The organism is Variovorax ureilyticus, assembly GCF_050632185.1.
GTDB lineage: Bacteria > Pseudomonadota > Gammaproteobacteria > Burkholderiales > Burkholderiaceae_C > Variovorax > Variovorax ureilyticus_A.
Genome location: NZ_CP192579.1, coordinates 1,676,940 through 1,692,107 on the forward strand (window position 1 = coordinate 1,676,940; position 15,168 = coordinate 1,692,107).

Annotated in this window: 28 protein-coding genes; 1 reads left to right on the forward strand and 27 read right to left on the reverse strand. The window is 65.5% G+C overall.

What is annotated here, in order from left to right; genetic code table 11:
- Nucleotides 1-3 precede the first annotated feature (3 nt).
- From ACQ858_RS08150 to ACQ858_RS08195, 10 genes are read right to left on the reverse strand one after another with little or no spacing between them, the layout of a single operon-like run.
- Nucleotides 4-207, reverse strand: coding sequence for a hypothetical protein (locus ACQ858_RS08150; protein WP_431276211.1), 204 nt, complete (start codon nt 205-207; stop codon nt 4-6).
- Nucleotides 204-701: a hypothetical protein gene (locus tag ACQ858_RS08155; protein ID WP_431276212.1), complete on the reverse strand. Its 498-nt coding sequence runs from the start codon at nt 699-701 to the stop codon at nt 204-206. The genes ACQ858_RS08150 and ACQ858_RS08155 overlap by 4 nt, the downstream gene beginning before the upstream one ends.
- Complete coding sequence (locus ACQ858_RS08160; RefSeq protein ID WP_431276213.1) at nt 694-1,521, reverse strand: hypothetical protein; 828 nt, start codon at nt 1,519-1,521, stop codon at nt 694-696. Before ACQ858_RS08160 ends, ACQ858_RS08155 begins: the two co-directional genes overlap by 8 nt.
- Nucleotides 1,518-2,402 (reverse strand): hypothetical protein, encoded by an 885-nt coding sequence (locus ACQ858_RS08165; RefSeq protein ID WP_431276214.1) that lies wholly within the window; start codon nt 2,400-2,402, stop codon nt 1,518-1,520. Before ACQ858_RS08165 ends, ACQ858_RS08160 begins: the two co-directional genes overlap by 4 nt.
- Entirely contained in the window at nt 2,399-2,809 is a 411-nt protein-coding gene (locus ACQ858_RS08170; RefSeq protein ID WP_431276215.1) for a hypothetical protein, read from the reverse strand. Before ACQ858_RS08170 ends, ACQ858_RS08165 begins: the two co-directional genes overlap by 4 nt.
- The gene (locus tag ACQ858_RS08175; protein ID WP_431276216.1) at nt 2,806-2,955 is read right to left on the reverse strand and encodes a hypothetical protein; all 150 of its coding nucleotides are present in this window, start codon (nt 2,953-2,955) and stop codon (nt 2,806-2,808) included. Before ACQ858_RS08175 ends, ACQ858_RS08170 begins: the two co-directional genes overlap by 4 nt.
- Nucleotide 2,956: 1 nt before the next feature.
- Entirely contained in the window at nt 2,957-3,166 is a 210-nt protein-coding gene (locus ACQ858_RS08180) for a hypothetical protein (protein WP_431276217.1), read from the reverse strand.
- A complete protein-coding gene (locus tag ACQ858_RS08185; protein WP_431276218.1) occupies nt 3,166-4,179 on the reverse strand; it encodes a hypothetical protein in 1,014 nt (337 codons plus the stop codon). Before ACQ858_RS08185 ends, ACQ858_RS08180 begins: the two co-directional genes overlap by 1 nt.
- Nucleotides 4,176-4,565, reverse strand: coding sequence for an ASCH domain-containing protein (locus tag ACQ858_RS08190; RefSeq protein ID WP_431276219.1), 390 nt, complete (start codon nt 4,563-4,565; stop codon nt 4,176-4,178). The genes ACQ858_RS08185 and ACQ858_RS08190 overlap by 4 nt, the downstream gene beginning before the upstream one ends.
- The gene (locus tag ACQ858_RS08195) at nt 4,562-5,353 is read right to left on the reverse strand and encodes a hypothetical protein (RefSeq protein ID WP_431276220.1); all 792 of its coding nucleotides are present in this window, start codon (nt 5,351-5,353) and stop codon (nt 4,562-4,564) included. Before ACQ858_RS08195 ends, ACQ858_RS08190 begins: the two co-directional genes overlap by 4 nt.
- 29 nt (nt 5,354-5,382) lie before the next feature.
- Between ACQ858_RS08195 and ACQ858_RS08200 the strand changes: the two genes are divergently transcribed.
- The gene (locus ACQ858_RS08200) at nt 5,383-5,580 is read left to right on the forward strand and encodes a hypothetical protein (protein ID WP_431276221.1); all 198 of its coding nucleotides are present in this window, start codon (nt 5,383-5,385) and stop codon (nt 5,578-5,580) included.
- A gap of 2 nt (nt 5,581-5,582) precedes the next feature.
- On the opposite strand, the gene ACQ858_RS08205 is transcribed toward ACQ858_RS08200, so the two are convergent.
- The 17 genes from ACQ858_RS08205 to ACQ858_RS08285 form a co-directional block, all read right to left on the reverse strand.
- Nucleotides 5,583-6,491 (reverse strand): DNA cytosine methyltransferase, encoded by a 909-nt coding sequence (locus ACQ858_RS08205; protein WP_431276222.1) that lies wholly within the window; start codon nt 6,489-6,491, stop codon nt 5,583-5,585.
- Nucleotides 6,488-6,655 carry a hypothetical protein gene (locus ACQ858_RS08210; protein WP_431276223.1) on the reverse strand — a complete coding sequence of 56 codons (168 nt, stop codon included), beginning with the start codon at nt 6,653-6,655 and terminating at the stop codon, nt 6,488-6,490. The genes ACQ858_RS08205 and ACQ858_RS08210 overlap by 4 nt, the downstream gene beginning before the upstream one ends.
- Before the next feature lie 3 nt (nt 6,656-6,658).
- Nucleotides 6,659-7,363, reverse strand: a complete 705-nt coding sequence (locus ACQ858_RS08215; RefSeq protein WP_431276224.1) for a hypothetical protein — start codon at nt 7,361-7,363, stop codon at nt 6,659-6,661.
- 98 nt (nt 7,364-7,461) lie between these two features.
- Nucleotides 7,462-7,686, reverse strand: a complete 225-nt coding sequence (locus ACQ858_RS08220) for a hypothetical protein (RefSeq protein WP_431276225.1) — start codon at nt 7,684-7,686, stop codon at nt 7,462-7,464.
- Between the two features lie 113 nt (nt 7,687-7,799).
- On the reverse strand, nt 7,800-8,414 hold the full coding sequence (locus ACQ858_RS08225; protein ID WP_431276226.1) for a 3'-5' exonuclease: 615 nt from the start codon (nt 8,412-8,414) through the stop codon (nt 7,800-7,802).
- Entirely contained in the window at nt 8,411-8,818 is a 408-nt protein-coding gene (locus ACQ858_RS08230) for an HNH endonuclease (RefSeq protein WP_431276227.1), read from the reverse strand. The genes ACQ858_RS08225 and ACQ858_RS08230 overlap by 4 nt, the downstream gene beginning before the upstream one ends.
- Entirely contained in the window at nt 8,815-10,575 is a 1,761-nt protein-coding gene (locus ACQ858_RS08235; protein ID WP_431276228.1) for an AAA family ATPase, read from the reverse strand. The genes ACQ858_RS08230 and ACQ858_RS08235 overlap by 4 nt, the downstream gene beginning before the upstream one ends.
- Before the next feature lie 7 nt (nt 10,576-10,582).
- Nucleotides 10,583-11,791: a hypothetical protein gene (locus ACQ858_RS08240; RefSeq protein WP_431276229.1), complete on the reverse strand. Its 1,209-nt coding sequence runs from the start codon at nt 11,789-11,791 to the stop codon at nt 10,583-10,585.
- A 24-nt stretch (nt 11,792-11,815) separates the two neighbouring features.
- A complete protein-coding gene (locus tag ACQ858_RS08245; RefSeq protein WP_431276230.1) occupies nt 11,816-12,637 on the reverse strand; it encodes a RecB family exonuclease in 822 nt (273 codons plus the stop codon).
- Between the two features lie 2 nt (nt 12,638-12,639).
- The gene (locus tag ACQ858_RS08250) at nt 12,640-12,789 is read right to left on the reverse strand and encodes a hypothetical protein (RefSeq protein WP_431276231.1); all 150 of its coding nucleotides are present in this window, start codon (nt 12,787-12,789) and stop codon (nt 12,640-12,642) included.
- Nucleotides 12,786-12,968, reverse strand: a complete 183-nt coding sequence (locus ACQ858_RS08255; protein WP_431276232.1) for a hypothetical protein — start codon at nt 12,966-12,968, stop codon at nt 12,786-12,788. Before ACQ858_RS08255 ends, ACQ858_RS08250 begins: the two co-directional genes overlap by 4 nt.
- The gene (locus ACQ858_RS08260) at nt 12,965-13,144 is read right to left on the reverse strand and encodes a hypothetical protein (protein WP_431276233.1); all 180 of its coding nucleotides are present in this window, start codon (nt 13,142-13,144) and stop codon (nt 12,965-12,967) included. Before ACQ858_RS08260 ends, ACQ858_RS08255 begins: the two co-directional genes overlap by 4 nt.
- A complete protein-coding gene (locus tag ACQ858_RS08265; protein WP_431276234.1) occupies nt 13,141-13,353 on the reverse strand; it encodes a hypothetical protein in 213 nt (70 codons plus the stop codon). Before ACQ858_RS08265 ends, ACQ858_RS08260 begins: the two co-directional genes overlap by 4 nt.
- Entirely contained in the window at nt 13,350-13,646 is a 297-nt protein-coding gene (locus tag ACQ858_RS08270; RefSeq protein WP_431276235.1) for a hypothetical protein, read from the reverse strand. Before ACQ858_RS08270 ends, ACQ858_RS08265 begins: the two co-directional genes overlap by 4 nt.
- Nucleotides 13,643-13,846, reverse strand: a complete 204-nt coding sequence (locus ACQ858_RS08275; RefSeq protein WP_431276236.1) for a hypothetical protein — start codon at nt 13,844-13,846, stop codon at nt 13,643-13,645. Before ACQ858_RS08275 ends, ACQ858_RS08270 begins: the two co-directional genes overlap by 4 nt.
- 164 nt (nt 13,847-14,010) lie before the next feature.
- Complete coding sequence (locus ACQ858_RS08280) at nt 14,011-14,436, reverse strand: hypothetical protein (RefSeq protein WP_431276237.1); 426 nt, start codon at nt 14,434-14,436, stop codon at nt 14,011-14,013.
- Nucleotides 14,437-14,446: 10 nt separating this feature from the next.
- Entirely contained in the window at nt 14,447-15,136 is a 690-nt protein-coding gene (locus tag ACQ858_RS08285; RefSeq protein WP_431276238.1) for an XRE family transcriptional regulator, read from the reverse strand.
- Between the last annotated feature and the right edge of the window lie 32 nt (nt 15,137-15,168).

Genomic DNA, 15,168 nt, shown 5'->3' on the forward strand with positions numbered 1-15,168 from the left:
TCCTCAGAACGGAATTTCGGGGTCATAGCGCCAGCCGATCGGCGTCAGCAGAGGATCGCGGCCTTGGCGCTCAATGTGCTCGCACAGTTCGAGGTAGCGCTCTACCAGCGGCGGCTTGTCCGAGGAGGAGTAGTCGAAGCGGCTCAGCAAGCGCGAGAGATGCGCGGCCTTGTAGTACTTCGTGCGGGTCCAGCGAAAGCGCTTCATGCTTCACCGCCTTCCGCAGCCTGAGCGCTAGTGGACTCGTTCTCATGACGGACAAACACCGTTGCGGCCAATTCGAGCCGGCGCATCGCCGACACGAGCATCTGCACTTCAGCCACGCGGTTCGCGGTCTTGATTTCGGGGCGAACCACCTCGCGCACCTGGTACTGGTGAATTGCGAGCAGGCCCCAGCCTGGAGGCATGTCGTCGGCAGAAAGCATTCCGGCCGGTGCGGCGAAGTACCTCTGCGTGCCGACACCAAGGTCTTCGTCGCGACGAAACACCTTGTTCTTGTCCGCATGGAAGTCGGACCGGCTCACCTTGCATTCGACAAGGATGGACTCACCACGCCCCGACCACCCGATAGCGTCAGGCGTTTCCGTTGATGCGGTCACCACAAGTTCGGCCATCACGATGGCCATGCCCTTGGTGTTGTTCAGCCATGCAGAGATGCGCTTCACGGCCTCTTTGTGGGTGCAGGAGTAGGACTCAGGCATTGTTCCCTCCCTCTGCTTGTGCTGCGCTTGCGAGGGCGGAGTAGAGCTTCGTGCCCTTTGCAATCGGCGCATCGGCGAAGCACTTGACGATGTGGTAGCCGTAGCTGTTCTTGGTCCCACACTCGTGCACGGTCACCGCTCCATGTTCCACTGTTGCGGCTGAGAGTGCAGCGCTTGCCGTTCGCGCATCGTCGAGGATCGATCCCGAGTCGAGGCCGGGGATTATCTTGTCGATCGTCTCTGACAGAGCGGATTCAAGCGCTAGGGCGAAATCGGAAAATCGCGACAGCGCCAGCTTGAACCCGGCCTTGTGTGCGGCAATGGTTGCCCGAAGCACGATGTTGTACGCGAGCGGATCGACCTTTTCCCATGGGTAGCCAGCCTGTTCGACTGCTTCACGAATAATGGACTCAGCCTCATCAGCACCGGGACCGCGCGCAATCAGGTCGGGCTCCACCCGTGGCACTGCTGGCGCTGGCCGCTTTTCTTCGCAGTGAGCGCAAATGAGGTGCGTTTGATTTGGGCCGGTGAAGAACGGGCGCCAGTCGTGGCTGCATGCCTCGCTCGGCTCGCTGTCCTGCGCAGCACCCTTGTTACCGGCGTCGGGAATTTCGTTCTTGTTGGCGGGAGACGGCCAGCGGCGCGGCATCTCGGCGGCTTCCTTGGCATAGTCGCCAAACGCGACGATCTTGTCAGCCAGCCATGCGGCTTGCTCTGCCTCGGTGCGATCAACGAAGATCGGGTTGCAATGGCCGTCGCAGTACTTCGACAGGATGCACTTGCAGTCGCCAAAGCGGACGAATTTGCGAGGTACGCTCATTTCGGCTCTCCATACTTGAGTTCACGAACCGCAGCAGCGCATGTGGCGCATGCCTTCGCGTAGACCGTCCAGTCATCGGGGTGGTCAAAGTTCCACGGCTCGCAGAGCTTTGCAGCTTTCTCCAATGCCTCATCTACACGCGACTTGATGCAGGCTTCCCGACTCGCGTCGTTGGTCACGTATTGCCCTGTGTGCTCTAGGAAATGCGCTATGACCGCGTGAGCGAAGCCCAAATGATCAAACTCATCGAACGTCGTTCGCCCGTGCATGTACTGCGACTTGAAGTCCTCGGCGATGTCGTTAATCTGGCTGTCGCTCGGCTGCGCTGCTGCTGGAGATGCGGAGAGGGCGGCGATGTGATCCTCGTATCGCACGTACAGCCCGCGCTTGTCCGGATTCGGGCCAAGACCAGCCAGCAAGTTGAAGCGCATGATCGGTGCCGCTTGGACTGCCGCTACGCCGGACCCGTGGCATGTCTCGCAAATAATCGCGTAGTCATGCCCGTCCGGTCCTCTGGATGTGTCGTACACGATGCCTTCGCCGGAGCCATGGCAGTCCGGGCAGATCTCCTCGCTCGACTCTGCACGCTCTCCCACTGCCATGCCTCTGGCCCAAAACACTTGGGCGATGGCTTCCAATGCAGTGCCGGTGATCTCGTGCTCGCGGCACAGTTGCTCGAATTCGGCGGGCTCTCCCACTGAGGAGCGGACATACTTGACGCCGAAGCCAGTAGCGTTGTCCTCGCTCCATGTGACTTCCTGCAAATCGCGGAAGGTGTCCCCGGGCTTGAGGTCTATCCTGGCATCTGCGCCGACATCAAGCCAGATGTGATCGGGGAACGTCTGCTCGAATTCGCGCTCTGCGCTGGTGGGGGTGGTCATGTCGGCTCCTTGAGAGCGCGGGCCGCAGCCAGCGCGGATTGGTATTCCTCTTCGGTGGGGCGCTGGTTCTGGTCTTCGAGGTCCATGCGCTCGCAGACGTCCAGCAGCTGCACCAGCGCCTCGCGCGTCTGGTGCTTGATGGCGATGTGGAACGACATGCGCTTCTGCAGCTTCTCGTGCGTGTCTGGCCCGGCGTTTTTCGGCAGGTCGAGATCGAGATCCGAGTACTCGCGGCCGCTCAGGGCGATGAGGGCGCGCTGCTCGATCCAGCGGAGGCGCCGCGTCTGGCTTCGGCTGCGCTGCGCGGTGCGCGCGATGTGATCCAAGGCCGTGGCCAGGATCAGCGGATCGACCTTCGTCGCCGCCTTGAAGGCTCGCGGATATTCGTGGGTGACGTGATCCGTCATTGCTGTTCCTGTGTGCATGCTGGTGATCCGCCGCCGGGCTTCGCGAGAGCCGGGGCGCATTTGGGGGCTTCCTCGGTGTGCGTCACGTAGGCGTCGCCGCCACCGCCGCACGAGGCCAGAAGAAGGGTGAAGAGCAGGGCGCGCATGTCAGTCTCTCCACTGGATGCAGCCGGTGCTGGAGCAGCGGCCGGTGGTGCTGCCTGCCGGCGAGACCGTGAAGAGCAGGCGGCCCTGGCAGCGTGGGCAGCGGATCGCGGCGCGCACCGGCGCGGCCGGCGGCTTCGGGTGCAGCTTGCGCACCTCTGCCATGGCTCGGGCTGTGGGGCCGACGAGGGCGGAGAAGTGGGCCGTGGTCATCAGAGCAGTTCCAGCGCCGTCGGCAGGTCAGTCACCGCGTCCTGGAAGCCGTGCGTTGGAATCCGCAGCGAGCCGCAATACCGTTCCCTGCCGTCCCAGTACACGCGCCAGAACTCGCCGGCGGGCTCCTTCTGCTGGGCGCGCTTCCACTCGATGTCATAGATCTGCGCCTTCGGCATTTCCCACTCGGCGCGGTACGGTTCGATGCGCGTGCCGTAGCGATGCTGGACACGCGCGACCGGCACGTGGGCGCAGTACGTGGAGACGATGCGCAGGAACAGGTCTTCGGTGATATAGCCGACGGTGCCGCCGCGCCGATACCACGGGCGGGGCTTCTGCCCGGGGTATGGCCGGTAGTAGGGCGACGTCACATCCAGCAAGCCGACTTCGACGTAGCCGGCTGGCGCGCCGCCGTGCCAGGGCCCGCGCAGCAGCATCCGAGAGCCATCGGCCATGTCGAGCGCGTAGCCGTCGCCGCCGAAGCCGCTTTGCTGCGTCGTGACGTTGAATGCACGCACGACCACTCGGCAGGACGCGCGGTCCAACGGCTTGCCGCTGTGAGGATCGTGAAGCGGGTAGGGCGACGGTGCTTGGATGCTCGCGAGGTGCGCTGCGCCCTCTCGCTGCGCCGCGTCTTCCCACGTCTCGCCGGCCTGTCGGCGCTCAGGCACTGCCCACCTGTAGGTAAAAGGCTTCTCGCCGGCGAACACGCGCCAGGCCGCCGCTGGCGTCACTGCGCCGCCGTGATAGAGAACCTTGGCGCGGCCATCGGCATGGCGCGCGATGTAGCAGTCTGAGCCTTCCTTCACCCAGGTCTGGCTTTCCCAGCTGCGGACGTTGCCGACCACCTTCAGGGTGACCGACGGCGCATTGCTGGCGCCGTGCATCCAGTCCACATGGGCATCGCGTACCCAAGCGGGCAGTTCTTGCCTGCCTGTAGGACGCTCCACCGGCGTCCAGCCGGCGATGCCGCCGCCGCACACCGCGTTCATCTGGTCGTCGCTGAGATTCATTCCTGCACCTCGAAGAAACCCAGCGCGCCCTTCAGCGGCCGGAAGGGCAGGGGTTGCACGTTCGTCAGCTTGAACCCGAACTGGCCTTCCATGTGCCATCGGGACACGCGGCGCGCGGACGGCACGCAGTCGACCAGATCGGCGATGCCGACAATGCCGCCGCGTTCGATGGTGTCTCGCGTGATGCCGGCGGCGACCGCCTTGGGTGACGCGCCCGTGCCGTGCGCGAGGATCCAGGCGCTTTCCCACTCGTCGCGGGTCATGCCCTTGGCGGCGTGGATCAGGACCGGGCCGCGGTAGCGCGTCGACCACGTACGGTTCTCGATGTCCTTGCCGCCGTGAACGATGAGCCACGCCCAGGGCTGGCGGATCGAGAGAGCCTTCATGCCGGCACCTTCTTGATTGCGATCTGCGCCATCGGCGACGGACCGTCCTGATAGTTCATGTCGTGCAAGACCTCGGCATCCGTGCCGCGCAGGAACCACGGTGAGTGCCCACCGGCGCGCGTGATCGCGTCAGAGGTCTCCCGGTTCCACCGCGCGCGCAGCGCCGTCACCACGAGCACGCGGCGCACGCGCTCCCGGTAGAAGCGCTGGATCAGCGCCAGCCGCTCGATGGACAGCGGCCCGGTGTAGTCGAGCCATGCCGCATCAAAGACGCGATCGTCATCGCGCATGAGGTCGTCGACGTTCCCAAAGTAGAAGCGGTCGATCCACGGATTGCTGATCGCTCGCTCAGCGAACTTCGTGCCCGGCAGCACGCTGATGAGCGGGTTCCCGCAGTAGCGGTTCTTCCACGGCTGCATGCCCGGCATCTTGGTGAGGGCTGCGTGGTAGATCGCCCGGTCGTTCTCGATGCAGACGAACTCGGTACGCGCAGGGCCGTCCCGCTTCTCGCCGGCCCAGTTTCCCTCGCGGCGGCCGAGCAGCTTGTTCTCGAACTTCCAGTCGAGGCCGGGCAGCGTCAGGACTGACAGCGTAGGAAAGGCCTCGACGTCGCCGAGCAGATCGACGATGTACCGGCGCGCCTCATCCTTCTCGCCGCGTTCCTTCTTCCTGGCGAACAGGATGCCACCCGAGGGCGTCGCGGTGATCTGATGCACCGCGAGCTCTTCGAGGCCGCACTGGGTGAGCGGACGCGGTTTGGCGACTTCGTGCAGGCTGCGGGAGGTCATACTGCGGGCTCCAAACAACGGAGGCGGATATGAAGACGTTCGAGTACCGCGGTGACACGATCACGATCGGTACGCACCAGGTCGGAAAGAGATTCAACTGGTGGTACGAAACCGGCGGCGAGTTGAAGGGCGAATGCCAGGAGTCCGGCGCTCAAACTGAGGAGGCGGCTTTGCGCGAGGCGGACTATGCGGCCCGTGCGGCGATCGACCAGAAGCTGGACGGCTGACATCACGCGGCCCTCCGCAGTTCTGCGATCAGGTCGCGGGCCACGGGTGGGCACACCGCGTTTCCGAGCATGTGCATCGCATCCTTTTGCCGCGCGGGCAATTGGTAGTCCGCAGGGAAGCCCATAGCGCCGCGGCATTCGGAGACGGTCAGCATCCGCATGCGGTCACCGTCGACCACGGCCCAGCGGTCTCGGGTGGTGATGGTTCCGACCGGGCGATGCAGTCCGCGGCCGCCGCGCTCGTTCCCGTAATAGGCGGTCAGGAACCGATGGCCGCAGGTGCGTCGGCCTTCGGCGATGCGCGCAAGCGTCGCGGCGCTACGACCCGGGCGATCGACCGCGGACCAGTTGCCGGCACCGAAGTCGATAACCGAGGCAGATCCGACGTGCTCACGCTGCGGGAGCCTCAACTCGATCGGGTGCTTGCTTAGCGTGCCGACGATGAACAGCCGGCGCCGGTGCTGTGGCACTCCATGGTCGGCAGCGTCCAGCACCATCGGCGCCAGCGCGTAGCCCAGCGCGTGCATCGCCGCGCACCATGCCGGGAACAGCACCCAGTGGCTGTATTCCGGCACGTTCTCGACCACGACGGCCGCAGGTTGATGGCACTCGGCGGCACTCACGACTGCCCACGCAGTGGCGCGCTGCGCGTCGTGGTGCGGGCGTTCCCTACCGCGGGCTCGGCTGTGGCCTTGACAGGCAGGCGACGCAAGCAGCAGATCGTGCGCCGGCACCTCGCGCCAGTCGGCCTGCTGCAGGTCTTGGCAGACGTGCTGAGTGCCCGGGTGGTTGTTCGCGTGCACCTGCACTGCGGCGGGCCAGTGGTTCGCGGCCCAGACCACCTTCACGCCGGCCATCTCCGCGCCAGTCGTGAAGCCGCCGGCACCAGCGAAGAGGTCGATCGCCTTCACGCCGACGCTCCCTGCACCATGGCGATGGCGTCACGCACGGACTCGAAGGTGATGCCCATCGACTGAGCGGCCGCCGCGCATGCGGCTTCGTGGTCGGGATGCAGAGCCTTGCAACGCTCGTAGGCGGCGAGGATGTCTTCGATGGTCTTGATCTCGTGATCCACGGCTCAGCCCTCGCCGCCCGGGGTGTCGTCGTCGGTGCCTTGTCCGTCACCTTGACCATCGCCATCGCCATCGCCCTGGTCGCCATGCTGCTCGGCGAAGATGTCGCCCGCGGTCTTGCCATCGCCATCGGCCGGCACCTGCTGCTGGGGCGTGTCCGGCTTGCCGGCGCGGTAACCTTTCTTCGCGGGCAGCAGCTCGCCGGGCGCGAGCAGCTTGATGTAGATCTCGCCCTCAGATGCCAGACCGGAGAGCTCACCGTAGACATCGTTGTCCTGCAGCTCGTCGCCGTTGTACTGGATGGTGCCGCGCACCGTGACGCTGCCGCCTTCCTGCAGGTCGTAGTGCAGTCCGGTCAGCACGACATCGGTGAAGTCGACGTGATCGCCTTCGGTGCCCCAGTCCCAGATGAAGCGGTAGCCGCGGAGCCGATCGCCTTTGCCATACGCGTAGGCCTGCGGCAGCTTCGGATACCGCAGGTTCGGCAGCGGCACGATGACGCCTGGCAGCGGCTCCTGGCCGGAGGTCATTGCCTTGTTGAAGTAGTGGTGCTCGCGCAGGCCGGGCTCGATCAGATCGAGCAGGGTGTTCTCACCGGTGATGGAGAACGAGATGTCGATCGCGCGCACGCGGTCTTCGCCGTGCAGCTCGCGACGCGGGTTCGCATTGGTCACGGTGACCTGGGTGACTTTTTCCAGTTGGAAGGGCATGAAGGCTCCGGTGTGGTGATGGGTGCCAGGGGCGACTACTACGACGCCGGGTCACGAGGGGTGAATAACTTCCCGCGCGCCTGTTCCTGGCGAATTCGTCAGGCCGCGCCCTTGGCGGCGCGGTACTGTTCCTCGGTGATCTGCTCGACGCCGGCTTTGCGCGGGGCGCCAGGGTCTTGCCTGGCGTTCTCGGCATCGGCCGCCTTCTTGCGTGTGGCAATGAAGTGGTCCGGATCCCAGACCCGGTGTTCGGCGACATAGCTCTTGCCGTCGACTGCGGTGTAGCGAACAAAGATGTCGCGGGTGTTCAGGGTTTCAGCCATGGGCGTTTCGTTGAGGTGGAAGAAAAGAGGGCGCCTGCGGATGCAGGGCCGGCCGGGAAGTGGAGGGAGGGAGGGAGGAGAAGAAGCCCGGCCGGGCTCGCCCGAAAAAGGGTTCAGGCTGCGACGGGCTGTCGGTGCTCCTGGGCGCCGAAATAGACCTCGATGCAGCCGCGCACGTCGGCGATCGCGCTGTGAGCGTTCTCGAGCGGCTTGCCGGTGAAGAACTCGTAGGCCTCGCCGAGGTTCGCGCTCTTGTGGTGGAAGCGCCCGGCCGCGCGCATCTTCGCGGTCGGCGGCAGCTTCAGGATCGGCGTGCTCATGAGCTGCGTGCACTCCGCGCGTGCCGCCTTCCATTCCTCAACGGTCACATCGTCGAAGAAGCGTTTGCAGGCGATACGCACGATGCGCTGGTCGAAACTGGCGTTGTGAGCCAGGAGGAAGTCGGCCTGCCGATGCAATTCGAGCAGCATCTCGACGGCCAGCGACTCGGGAATTCCTACGGCCTGGGCATGCTCGGTCGTGATGCCGTGGATTGCGGCCACGTCATCAGGGATCGCCCAACCCTCCGGCTTCACGATCACGTCCAGGCTGGCGATCTCTTTGCGAGTGTCAAGGTCGACCAGGACGGCGCCGAGCTGCACGATGTGCGGCTGGCGCGGGTCCTCGCTGGGTTCTTTGAACAAGGGAAGGCCATTCGTCTCGGTATCAAAAGCGAGGAAGGTTTTCACGCGGTAGCTCCTTTGGTTCGAGCGCGATGGGACCTTGCATAGGTCGCCGAGCACTCACGGTGGTAGGCGTTCACGCCCTTCGGCGCGACATAGAGGGATGCGGGGTCGTCATACCGACCGCAGAGGCGGCACGGCATCCAGTTCGGGTTGCCGCAGGCTTCCATCGCTGCCATGCGGCGGTGCAGAAGGCGGTGGTAGGCCTGGTCAGGGCAGATGACCAAGTTGCGCGGCGCGTTGTTGCCGCGATTGCGGTCCCAGTGATGGACCTGGGCGCCGCGCGGCAGGGGTTTGCCGAGAGCGCGCTCGGCGACGAGGACGTGCTCGAGCTTCGTCCTGCCTTGGACGTTGTGCCCGATGTACCCGTCATGGCGCGCCTTCGGACCGTTGACAGACAGCTGCGTCACGCTGCCTCCTTGAGCTGCCCGACGTGGCCGTTGTGGATCCATTCGGCGGCCACCGTCTGGGGCAGGCCGCTCGGCAGCGACTTGAGCGTGCCGAAGAGGAGGGCAGTCTCGATCTCGCCGTTCTGGGCGAGCACATCGAGCCAGGCGAGGAGGTCGCTGCGACCCTGCAGGTCGAGCACGTCGAAGCGATCGAGCACCAGCAGCTTCAGGCCGGACTGGTGGCTGATCGCCTCGGCCACCATGGCGTCGACGCGCCAGCGCTCGGATTCGCTGAGCAGCGCGTAGGGACGCAGCGCGCCGCCGGGCACGAGGCAGTTGATGGACATATCGGCGTCGATGCCGACGTGCAGCCATTCGGAGTCGGCGGAGCTTTGCAGCAGCCGCTCGTTGATCGGCGAGAGAGCCTCGGCGAGCATCTGTCCGGGGATGCCATCGGGCGCGAGAGCCGCGGCGATCGCGAGCCATGCGGCGACGTCGGTGTGATGCACCGCGGCGGCCTCGGTCTTCTTGTCGGCCTCCTTCGCGGCGCGCGCGGTGGTGTCGAGCTTCTCCAGATCGGCGGCCGCGGTGGCGCGCCTTACCTTGAGCGCCGCGAGGCCTTGCGTCGCCTCGTCGAGATCGGACTGCTTTGCCCCCTTTTCCTGCTCGCCTTCGGCGATCAGCGCCTTGAGCTCGGCGGCGGCAGCGCGGGCGGCATCGAGGTCGCGACGATCGTTCTCCACTGCGCGGCGCAGCAGATCTCGCGAGCGCACGTACTCTGGCAGTGCCGCGGCGGCTTCGGCGTCGCGCACCGCATCCGGCGCCACGTAGGCGCGTAGCTCGCCCTGGCCCGCGAGTTCCACATGGCCCTGGCAGTGCGGGCAGACCAGCGGGTGCGTCGGCGCCGCGCCGGTGGCCTTCGCCTCGGTGTCCGCGACCTTCTGCTCCCATTCCTTGAGGCCGGCTTCGTCCGTCGCGAGCTTCGCTTCAACGCGCCCGACCTGGTCGGCGGAAGCGGTGAGGGTGCCGATCCGCGCAGCGCGTCCGGTTTGCTCCTTCAGGCGAGCCTGCAGGGAGCCAATGTTCTGGTTCGCGTCGGCGATCTGCTGGTCCAGGCTGGCCAGGCGCTGCTGCGCCGCGGTGTGCGCGGCAGCGTCCAGCGCGGGCTTGGCGGCCTTCCAGCTCGCGGCCTTGACCTCGCCATAGGTCTCGCCCGTCAGCGCGCGCCACGCGCCTTTCGCCTCGGTAGCCTTGGTCTTGGCTTCCGCGCACGCGGCATCGAAGCCGGCGCGCAGCATGGGCGCGATGCGGTCGATCTTCACCTTGTCCATGCCGTCCTTCAGCATGCGGGTCGACACGGTCTCCGGCGTGATCCGGATGCCCATGAGGCCGAACAGGAAGGTGCGACGCGCCTTCTCGTCGAGCGTGGTGAAGCGCTGGGCGTTGAGGACGTAGGGCAGCGCCGGGAACGAGGCGAATCCCGCCGACTGCGACGCCTTGCCACTGGGCAGCACGATGCTCGCCGTCTCCTCTGCTTCGCCGGCAGCGATCGAGACCTGGGCGAAGCCGTTGCGCGCACCCTCGGTCACCAGCGCGCCGTATTCCTTCTTCAGGTCGACGCGCACGGCCTCGCCGGTGAGGGCCATGCGGACGGCCTCCTGCAGGCTGCTCTTACCGGCGAAGTTCCCGCCAGCGAAGAGGGTGATGGGCTTGTGCAGCGACACGTCTGCACGACGGATGCCGAGGAAGTTTTCGGCTTCGATATGGGTCAGCTTCATGGCGTCATCACTCCATCGAAGGGGAAGAGGCGCGGGCGCGGCGGCTGGCCGGGGCCGGCGAGGCAGCCGTCGCCGCGGCGGCGATCTCCTCCTGGCGGCGGTTGAAGACGTCCGTCAGCACCGCGCGCTGGTCTTCGTTGGCAGAGGTGCTGCGCAGGGTGTCGAACAGCGCTTCGAGTGCGTCGCTGGTCTTGCAGGCCGCGAGCTTCTCGGCGAAGGCTTCAACGTCGAACGCTGCTTCGGTCGGCTCGGGTTTCGCACTTGCTGCAGCAGCTGTTGGAGCGGCGACCTCGCCCGTCTGCGGGTCGGGAGCCTGCGAGGCCTGCACGACCTCGGCTTTCACGGGCGCGGCATTCAGATCCTCGACCGAGACTCTTGTGACGCGGCCGTCGTTGTCGACATCGAGCACGATCGCGTCCTGCACCTCCTCCGAGGTGCGGCCCATGCCCATGACGACGTCCGGCGCGTGGATGTTGCCGAAGAAGCTGCCGGCCCGGTACTGGAGCATCAGATGCTTCATCTCGGTCTGCCACTTCGAGCCCGGCTTGCTGTACCAGCCTTCCTCGACGGCCAGCTTCATGCTGACCGGGGCCGACTCGATCAGCGGCAGATTCGCTTCGCGAGCCTGCTGCAGCGTGCGGATGGTGGGCGGAATCACCATGTTGCCCGGCAGCGCCCAGGCGATGCATTCGAGGTTCTCGATCTCGACCTGGCGGTCGATGAAGTCGAAGCCGCGCTTTTCTTTGTTCCAGCCCTGCTTCTCGCGGTAGGTGGCCTTGATCATGCCGCGGTTGATGATCTGGAACCGGAGGGGCGTGAACCGCCGGCTCGCGTTGATCGCCGCGATCTTGTACTGGCCGCTCCATGTCAGACGCCCCTCGATCACGTTCGCGTTCTGCATGACGGCCGTGATGCTCATTCCTACGGCCTGCGCGGTCTCGATCGCCACGAGGCAGTTGCCGAGCGCCGACGGGTTCTCGATGTAGGTGATGTTGCCGTCGCGGTCCTTCTTCTCGTTGAACTGGCGGAAGGCGGCGGGCACCGCGTTGGACGTCGACATCGCACGGGCGATGCGCTGTGCGAGTTCGAACCCGCGCAGCGAGAACATGCTGACGACGTGGTCGGCTTCGTCGGGAATGCGCGCGATCTGGTGCTGGCGCAGCTGCTCGACGCTGGCGGTGTTGACGGGCGGCGATGCCGCGACGGTTGAGGACATGGTTGCCTTTCTGGTTGGAGGTGATCAGTCGTGATATCTGCAGCGGCCATAGGCCGGGCAGTACTTGGGCGAGCAGAGCGTCGACTTCGGGTTGGGCGGGAACGAGCCCGTCTTCAACATGCCGGCGGCGATCTCGATGAGTCCCGGCATTTCGTCGGTGCCGAGCAGGGGCGTCTTCACGTCAGCGACCTCGCCGACCGCGCAGGGCGCTTCCTTGGTGGTCTGCAGGCCGACGATCTCGGCCGGCGCGTCCATGCGCTCGCCCGAGGCCTGCTCGGCCATCAGTGCGTAGATGCCGAGCTGGATGTGGTGGCCCTTCGTGACCGCGCGCCGGCTGCCGTCCGCGTTCTTCTCGGTGGCGCGGCTGCCGGTCTTGATGTCCGAGATGCCCTTGCGCCCGTCCGCATGGATTCGGACGCGATCTGTTGTGCCGGTGACCCGTACGACGCCGTGCCGAGTGGTGATGTCGAGTGCCGTGCACAGCAGCTCGACGGCTGCATAGGTGCGCGTCGGCGCGATCTCGGCGCAGTAGCGCGTCGTCAGCTTGACCGCGAGGCTGTCGGCATCCGAGGGGCTGAGCTTCTCGTCCCACTCGACCTCGCTCATGGGACTGGCAAGCGATTCGCGCGACACGTCGACGGCCTCGACGATGCTGGGTGTCTGCCCGGCGAGCACCGCCTGGTCGAAGTGGGCGGTGCCGGCGTGCACCGCGGTGCCGAGCGCGGCTGGGCCGCCTGATGGGCTGCGCAGGCCTGCGATGTTCTGCCAATACCACTTGTAGGCGCAGTCGAAGAGATTGGGCCACGAGCTGGCGCGCACGACGGCGAGAGGTTCGTTTGTGTCCACGTTCAGAGACCGATCAGGAGTGAGTTGAGGAAGCGGGCGATGTCGTCGCCGTAGAAGAGGAAGAGCAGGGCGGCCGCGCTGAGCAGGCCGGCGGCGCCGATGAAATCAAGGTCCTCGGCAGTCGTGCAGGCGAAGTCATCCGGATCGCTCATGACGTGCTCCTGAGAATGAAGAACAGGGTGATGAGGCAGGCGATTCCCGCCGGGACGATCCAGCGGTGGCCGCCAACCTTGGGAGCCGGGCGCTCGATGGCGCAGGCGTCACGGCAGACATCGCGCGAGGTGCGGGGCGCGGTGCAGGCGCGCAGAGTGGCGAAGTCGGATTGCGTCACGACGCCTCCTTCGGGATCTCGGCGACGACAGCCACGACCCGCTCCTTGTCGAGGTCGCTCAGGTGCAGCAGCACCAGCTCGCGGGCATCCATCTCATCGAGCCCGGCGCGGGTCACCGTGCGCGTCTCTCCGCCGCGGAAGCGGATCAGGAACGTGTAGGTCTGCCGCGCTGTCACGATGCGCTCCCGGTGGCCTTCGGCATGTAGACCTTCATGGGGACGCAGCGGAGTCCCGCGTCGACGTTGGATGCTCGGCGGAAGGCGATGGCGACAGCCTTGGCCGCTTCCTCGCAGTCCTGCGCGGTCGCGAAGCGCTCCAGCGTGGCCGGGTGATCGCTGTAGCCGCCGAACACAGCGATCAGCACGTAGAGAACGACCGTGTTCACGATGCGCTCCCGGTGGCCTTGGCGATGATGGCGCGGGCCTTGACGTGCAGGTCGTTCACAGCGTCTTCCATCGTGATGGCGTCCCAGAATGCGACGACGGCGCGCAGCGTGTCCAGCAACTCCGGCGAGGCGGCGATCAGCAGAGCGTTCGCGAAGTCTTCCGCCTCGCTGCGATCGCCCGACCAATGAGCGCCGCGCGTGTACGCGATGCTTTGCCCTTGGGGTCCACAGATGTCGCGTTGCACCTTGACCAAGTGCTGCGACCACGGCCCCGGCGTGTGCTTCGCGCTCATGCCCGGCTCCTGGGTTGCTGCGCGGGAAGTCGGATGCCCATGGCGCGGCCGATCTCGCGCAGGCGCCGCGCGGTCTGCTCGACGTTGCGCACGAAGGCGGCTTCAGCGCGGGCGCGATCGCGGCGAGCCAGCTCGAGCTGCGCCGGCGTGGTGACGTGGTAGGTGGCCGCGTTGACCATCACCGTCGTTGTGCTTGGCATGTTCCCCTCCGGGTTGCGCCTACGGGATTGCAGGGCGTGGGAGGAATTGTCACGTTCGTGATTCTTCGTGTCAACACATACGTGACAAGAACGTGATATTTTTTCGCGGGCGCAAAAAAGCCCGCACGAGGCGGGCTCAGGTCTGTCGAGTGGTGGGGGGAGGGTCAGCGCGCCAACGAATTGTTCAGGCGAGCGGCGGAGCCATCGAGGATCGCCTCCATCTGTTCGATGGTCCCGCCCATTTGAGCCAAGCATTCACCCGCGATTGTTGCCAGAACGATGACTGCTCTGTTGTCTGGCATGCCGCCTGCGCGCACGCCGCTGTCCACGTAGAAATAAAACCGGGTGGATGCGTAGTAGCCCGTCCAGTCGTCTGGTACCGATTTTGACGGGCGGCCATTGGACCGTTCGGCGAGATATGCGAGGACGCGCTCAACGCCGGGGCGACTCAGTTGGACGATCTTGTAGCCGTGAAGCTTGAGATTGCTTTCAGCCTGCACCCATGGGGTGCAGTTCGTCGAGTCCGCTGCGTTCGCAAGAGACAGCACTGTCGCGAGGAGTGCGCCGGCTAGCAGATGTCGAGTTTCCATCGGATTCGAGTCAATCGGGCTTCCACTTGCTCGGGGGGACCACCGCTCCAACAGCCTGGATGCCTTCGATCTCGTCGTTGTAGATGGTCCGGCGCTCCTCGCCGTTGACCGACATGATTTCGTAGGCGCCGTTCCTCTGGAAGAGCAGCTCCTTGACCATCTTCTTGCCGTCGAGGAGCTTGATCAACACGTATTCGCCTTGGACCAGTTGGCCGTTCGGCTCGACCACCACGTACCAGCCGTCTCGGATCGCAGGCGCCATGCTCATGCCTCGCACCCTAAGACCGTAGGCGTTCGGATCTCCTGTGGCGATGTCGATATGGCCATCGCCCGCGCCAGGCATGGCGCTCAATTCTTCATAGAAGCCGTCATCCCCCATTTTCGCGGTCCCCACGATCGGCACGCGACGAAGCTTGTTCATCGTGCCGGCATGTTCTGGTTGCTGGCTGTCCGGCAATGGTAGGCCTGTCGCGCCCGGCGACCCGCCGGGCTGTTGCCATTCGCCTCGCCCCGTTTCCAACCATGTGGCCGACGCCCCGAGACTTGCGGCGATCGCATTGAGCTCCCGCGGCTTCTTTCTGAGGCCGGATTCGGCGTTGCCGATCGTCGAGGTGGCCACCTTGGCCAAAAGGGCCACCTGCTCTTGCGTCATATCGCGCTGCTCTCGCGCCCACTTGATTCGTTCACCGATGGATTTCACGTATGTGATTTGACACGGTGGTTGCATCACGT

Coding starts and splice junctions, on each gene's coding strand:
- ACQ858_RS08150 (WP_431276211.1), bottom strand. CDS start 207: ATGAAGCGCTTTCGCTGGACCCGCACGAAGTACTACAAGGCCGCGCAT.
- ACQ858_RS08155 (WP_431276212.1), bottom strand. CDS start 701: ATGCCTGAGTCCTACTCCTGCACCCACAAAGAGGCCGTGAAGCGCATC.
- ACQ858_RS08160 (WP_431276213.1), bottom strand. CDS start 1,521: ATGAGCGTACCTCGCAAATTCGTCCGCTTTGGCGACTGCAAGTGCATC.
- ACQ858_RS08165 (WP_431276214.1), bottom strand. CDS start 2,402: ATGACCACCCCCACCAGCGCAGAGCGCGAATTCGAGCAGACGTTCCCC.
- ACQ858_RS08170 (WP_431276215.1), bottom strand. CDS start 2,809: ATGACGGATCACGTCACCCACGAATATCCGCGAGCCTTCAAGGCGGCG.
- ACQ858_RS08175 (WP_431276216.1), bottom strand. CDS start 2,955: ATGCGCGCCCTGCTCTTCACCCTTCTTCTGGCCTCGTGCGGCGGTGGC.
- ACQ858_RS08180 (WP_431276217.1), bottom strand. CDS start 3,166: ATGACCACGGCCCACTTCTCCGCCCTCGTCGGCCCCACAGCCCGAGCC.
- ACQ858_RS08185 (WP_431276218.1), bottom strand. CDS start 4,179: ATGAATCTCAGCGACGACCAGATGAACGCGGTGTGCGGCGGCGGCATC.
- ACQ858_RS08190 (WP_431276219.1), bottom strand. CDS start 4,565: ATGAAGGCTCTCTCGATCCGCCAGCCCTGGGCGTGGCTCATCGTTCAC.
- ACQ858_RS08195 (WP_431276220.1), bottom strand. CDS start 5,353: ATGACCTCCCGCAGCCTGCACGAAGTCGCCAAACCGCGTCCGCTCACC.
- ACQ858_RS08200 (WP_431276221.1), top strand. CDS start 5,383: ATGAAGACGTTCGAGTACCGCGGTGACACGATCACGATCGGTACGCAC.
- ACQ858_RS08215 (WP_431276224.1), bottom strand. CDS start 7,363: ATGCCCTTCCAACTGGAAAAAGTCACCCAGGTCACCGTGACCAATGCG.
- ACQ858_RS08220 (WP_431276225.1), bottom strand. CDS start 7,686: ATGGCTGAAACCCTGAACACCCGCGACATCTTTGTTCGCTACACCGCA.
- ACQ858_RS08235 (WP_431276228.1), bottom strand. CDS start 10,575: ATGAAGCTGACCCATATCGAAGCCGAAAACTTCCTCGGCATCCGTCGT.
- ACQ858_RS08240 (WP_431276229.1), bottom strand. CDS start 11,791: ATGTCCTCAACCGTCGCGGCATCGCCGCCCGTCAACACCGCCAGCGTC.
- ACQ858_RS08250 (WP_431276231.1), bottom strand. CDS start 12,789: ATGAGCGATCCGGATGACTTCGCCTGCACGACTGCCGAGGACCTTGAT.
- ACQ858_RS08270 (WP_431276235.1), bottom strand. CDS start 13,646: ATGAGCGCGAAGCACACGCCGGGGCCGTGGTCGCAGCACTTGGTCAAG.
- ACQ858_RS08275 (WP_431276236.1), bottom strand. CDS start 13,846: ATGCCAAGCACAACGACGGTGATGGTCAACGCGGCCACCTACCACGTC.
- ACQ858_RS08280 (WP_431276237.1), bottom strand. CDS start 14,436: ATGGAAACTCGACATCTGCTAGCCGGCGCACTCCTCGCGACAGTGCTG.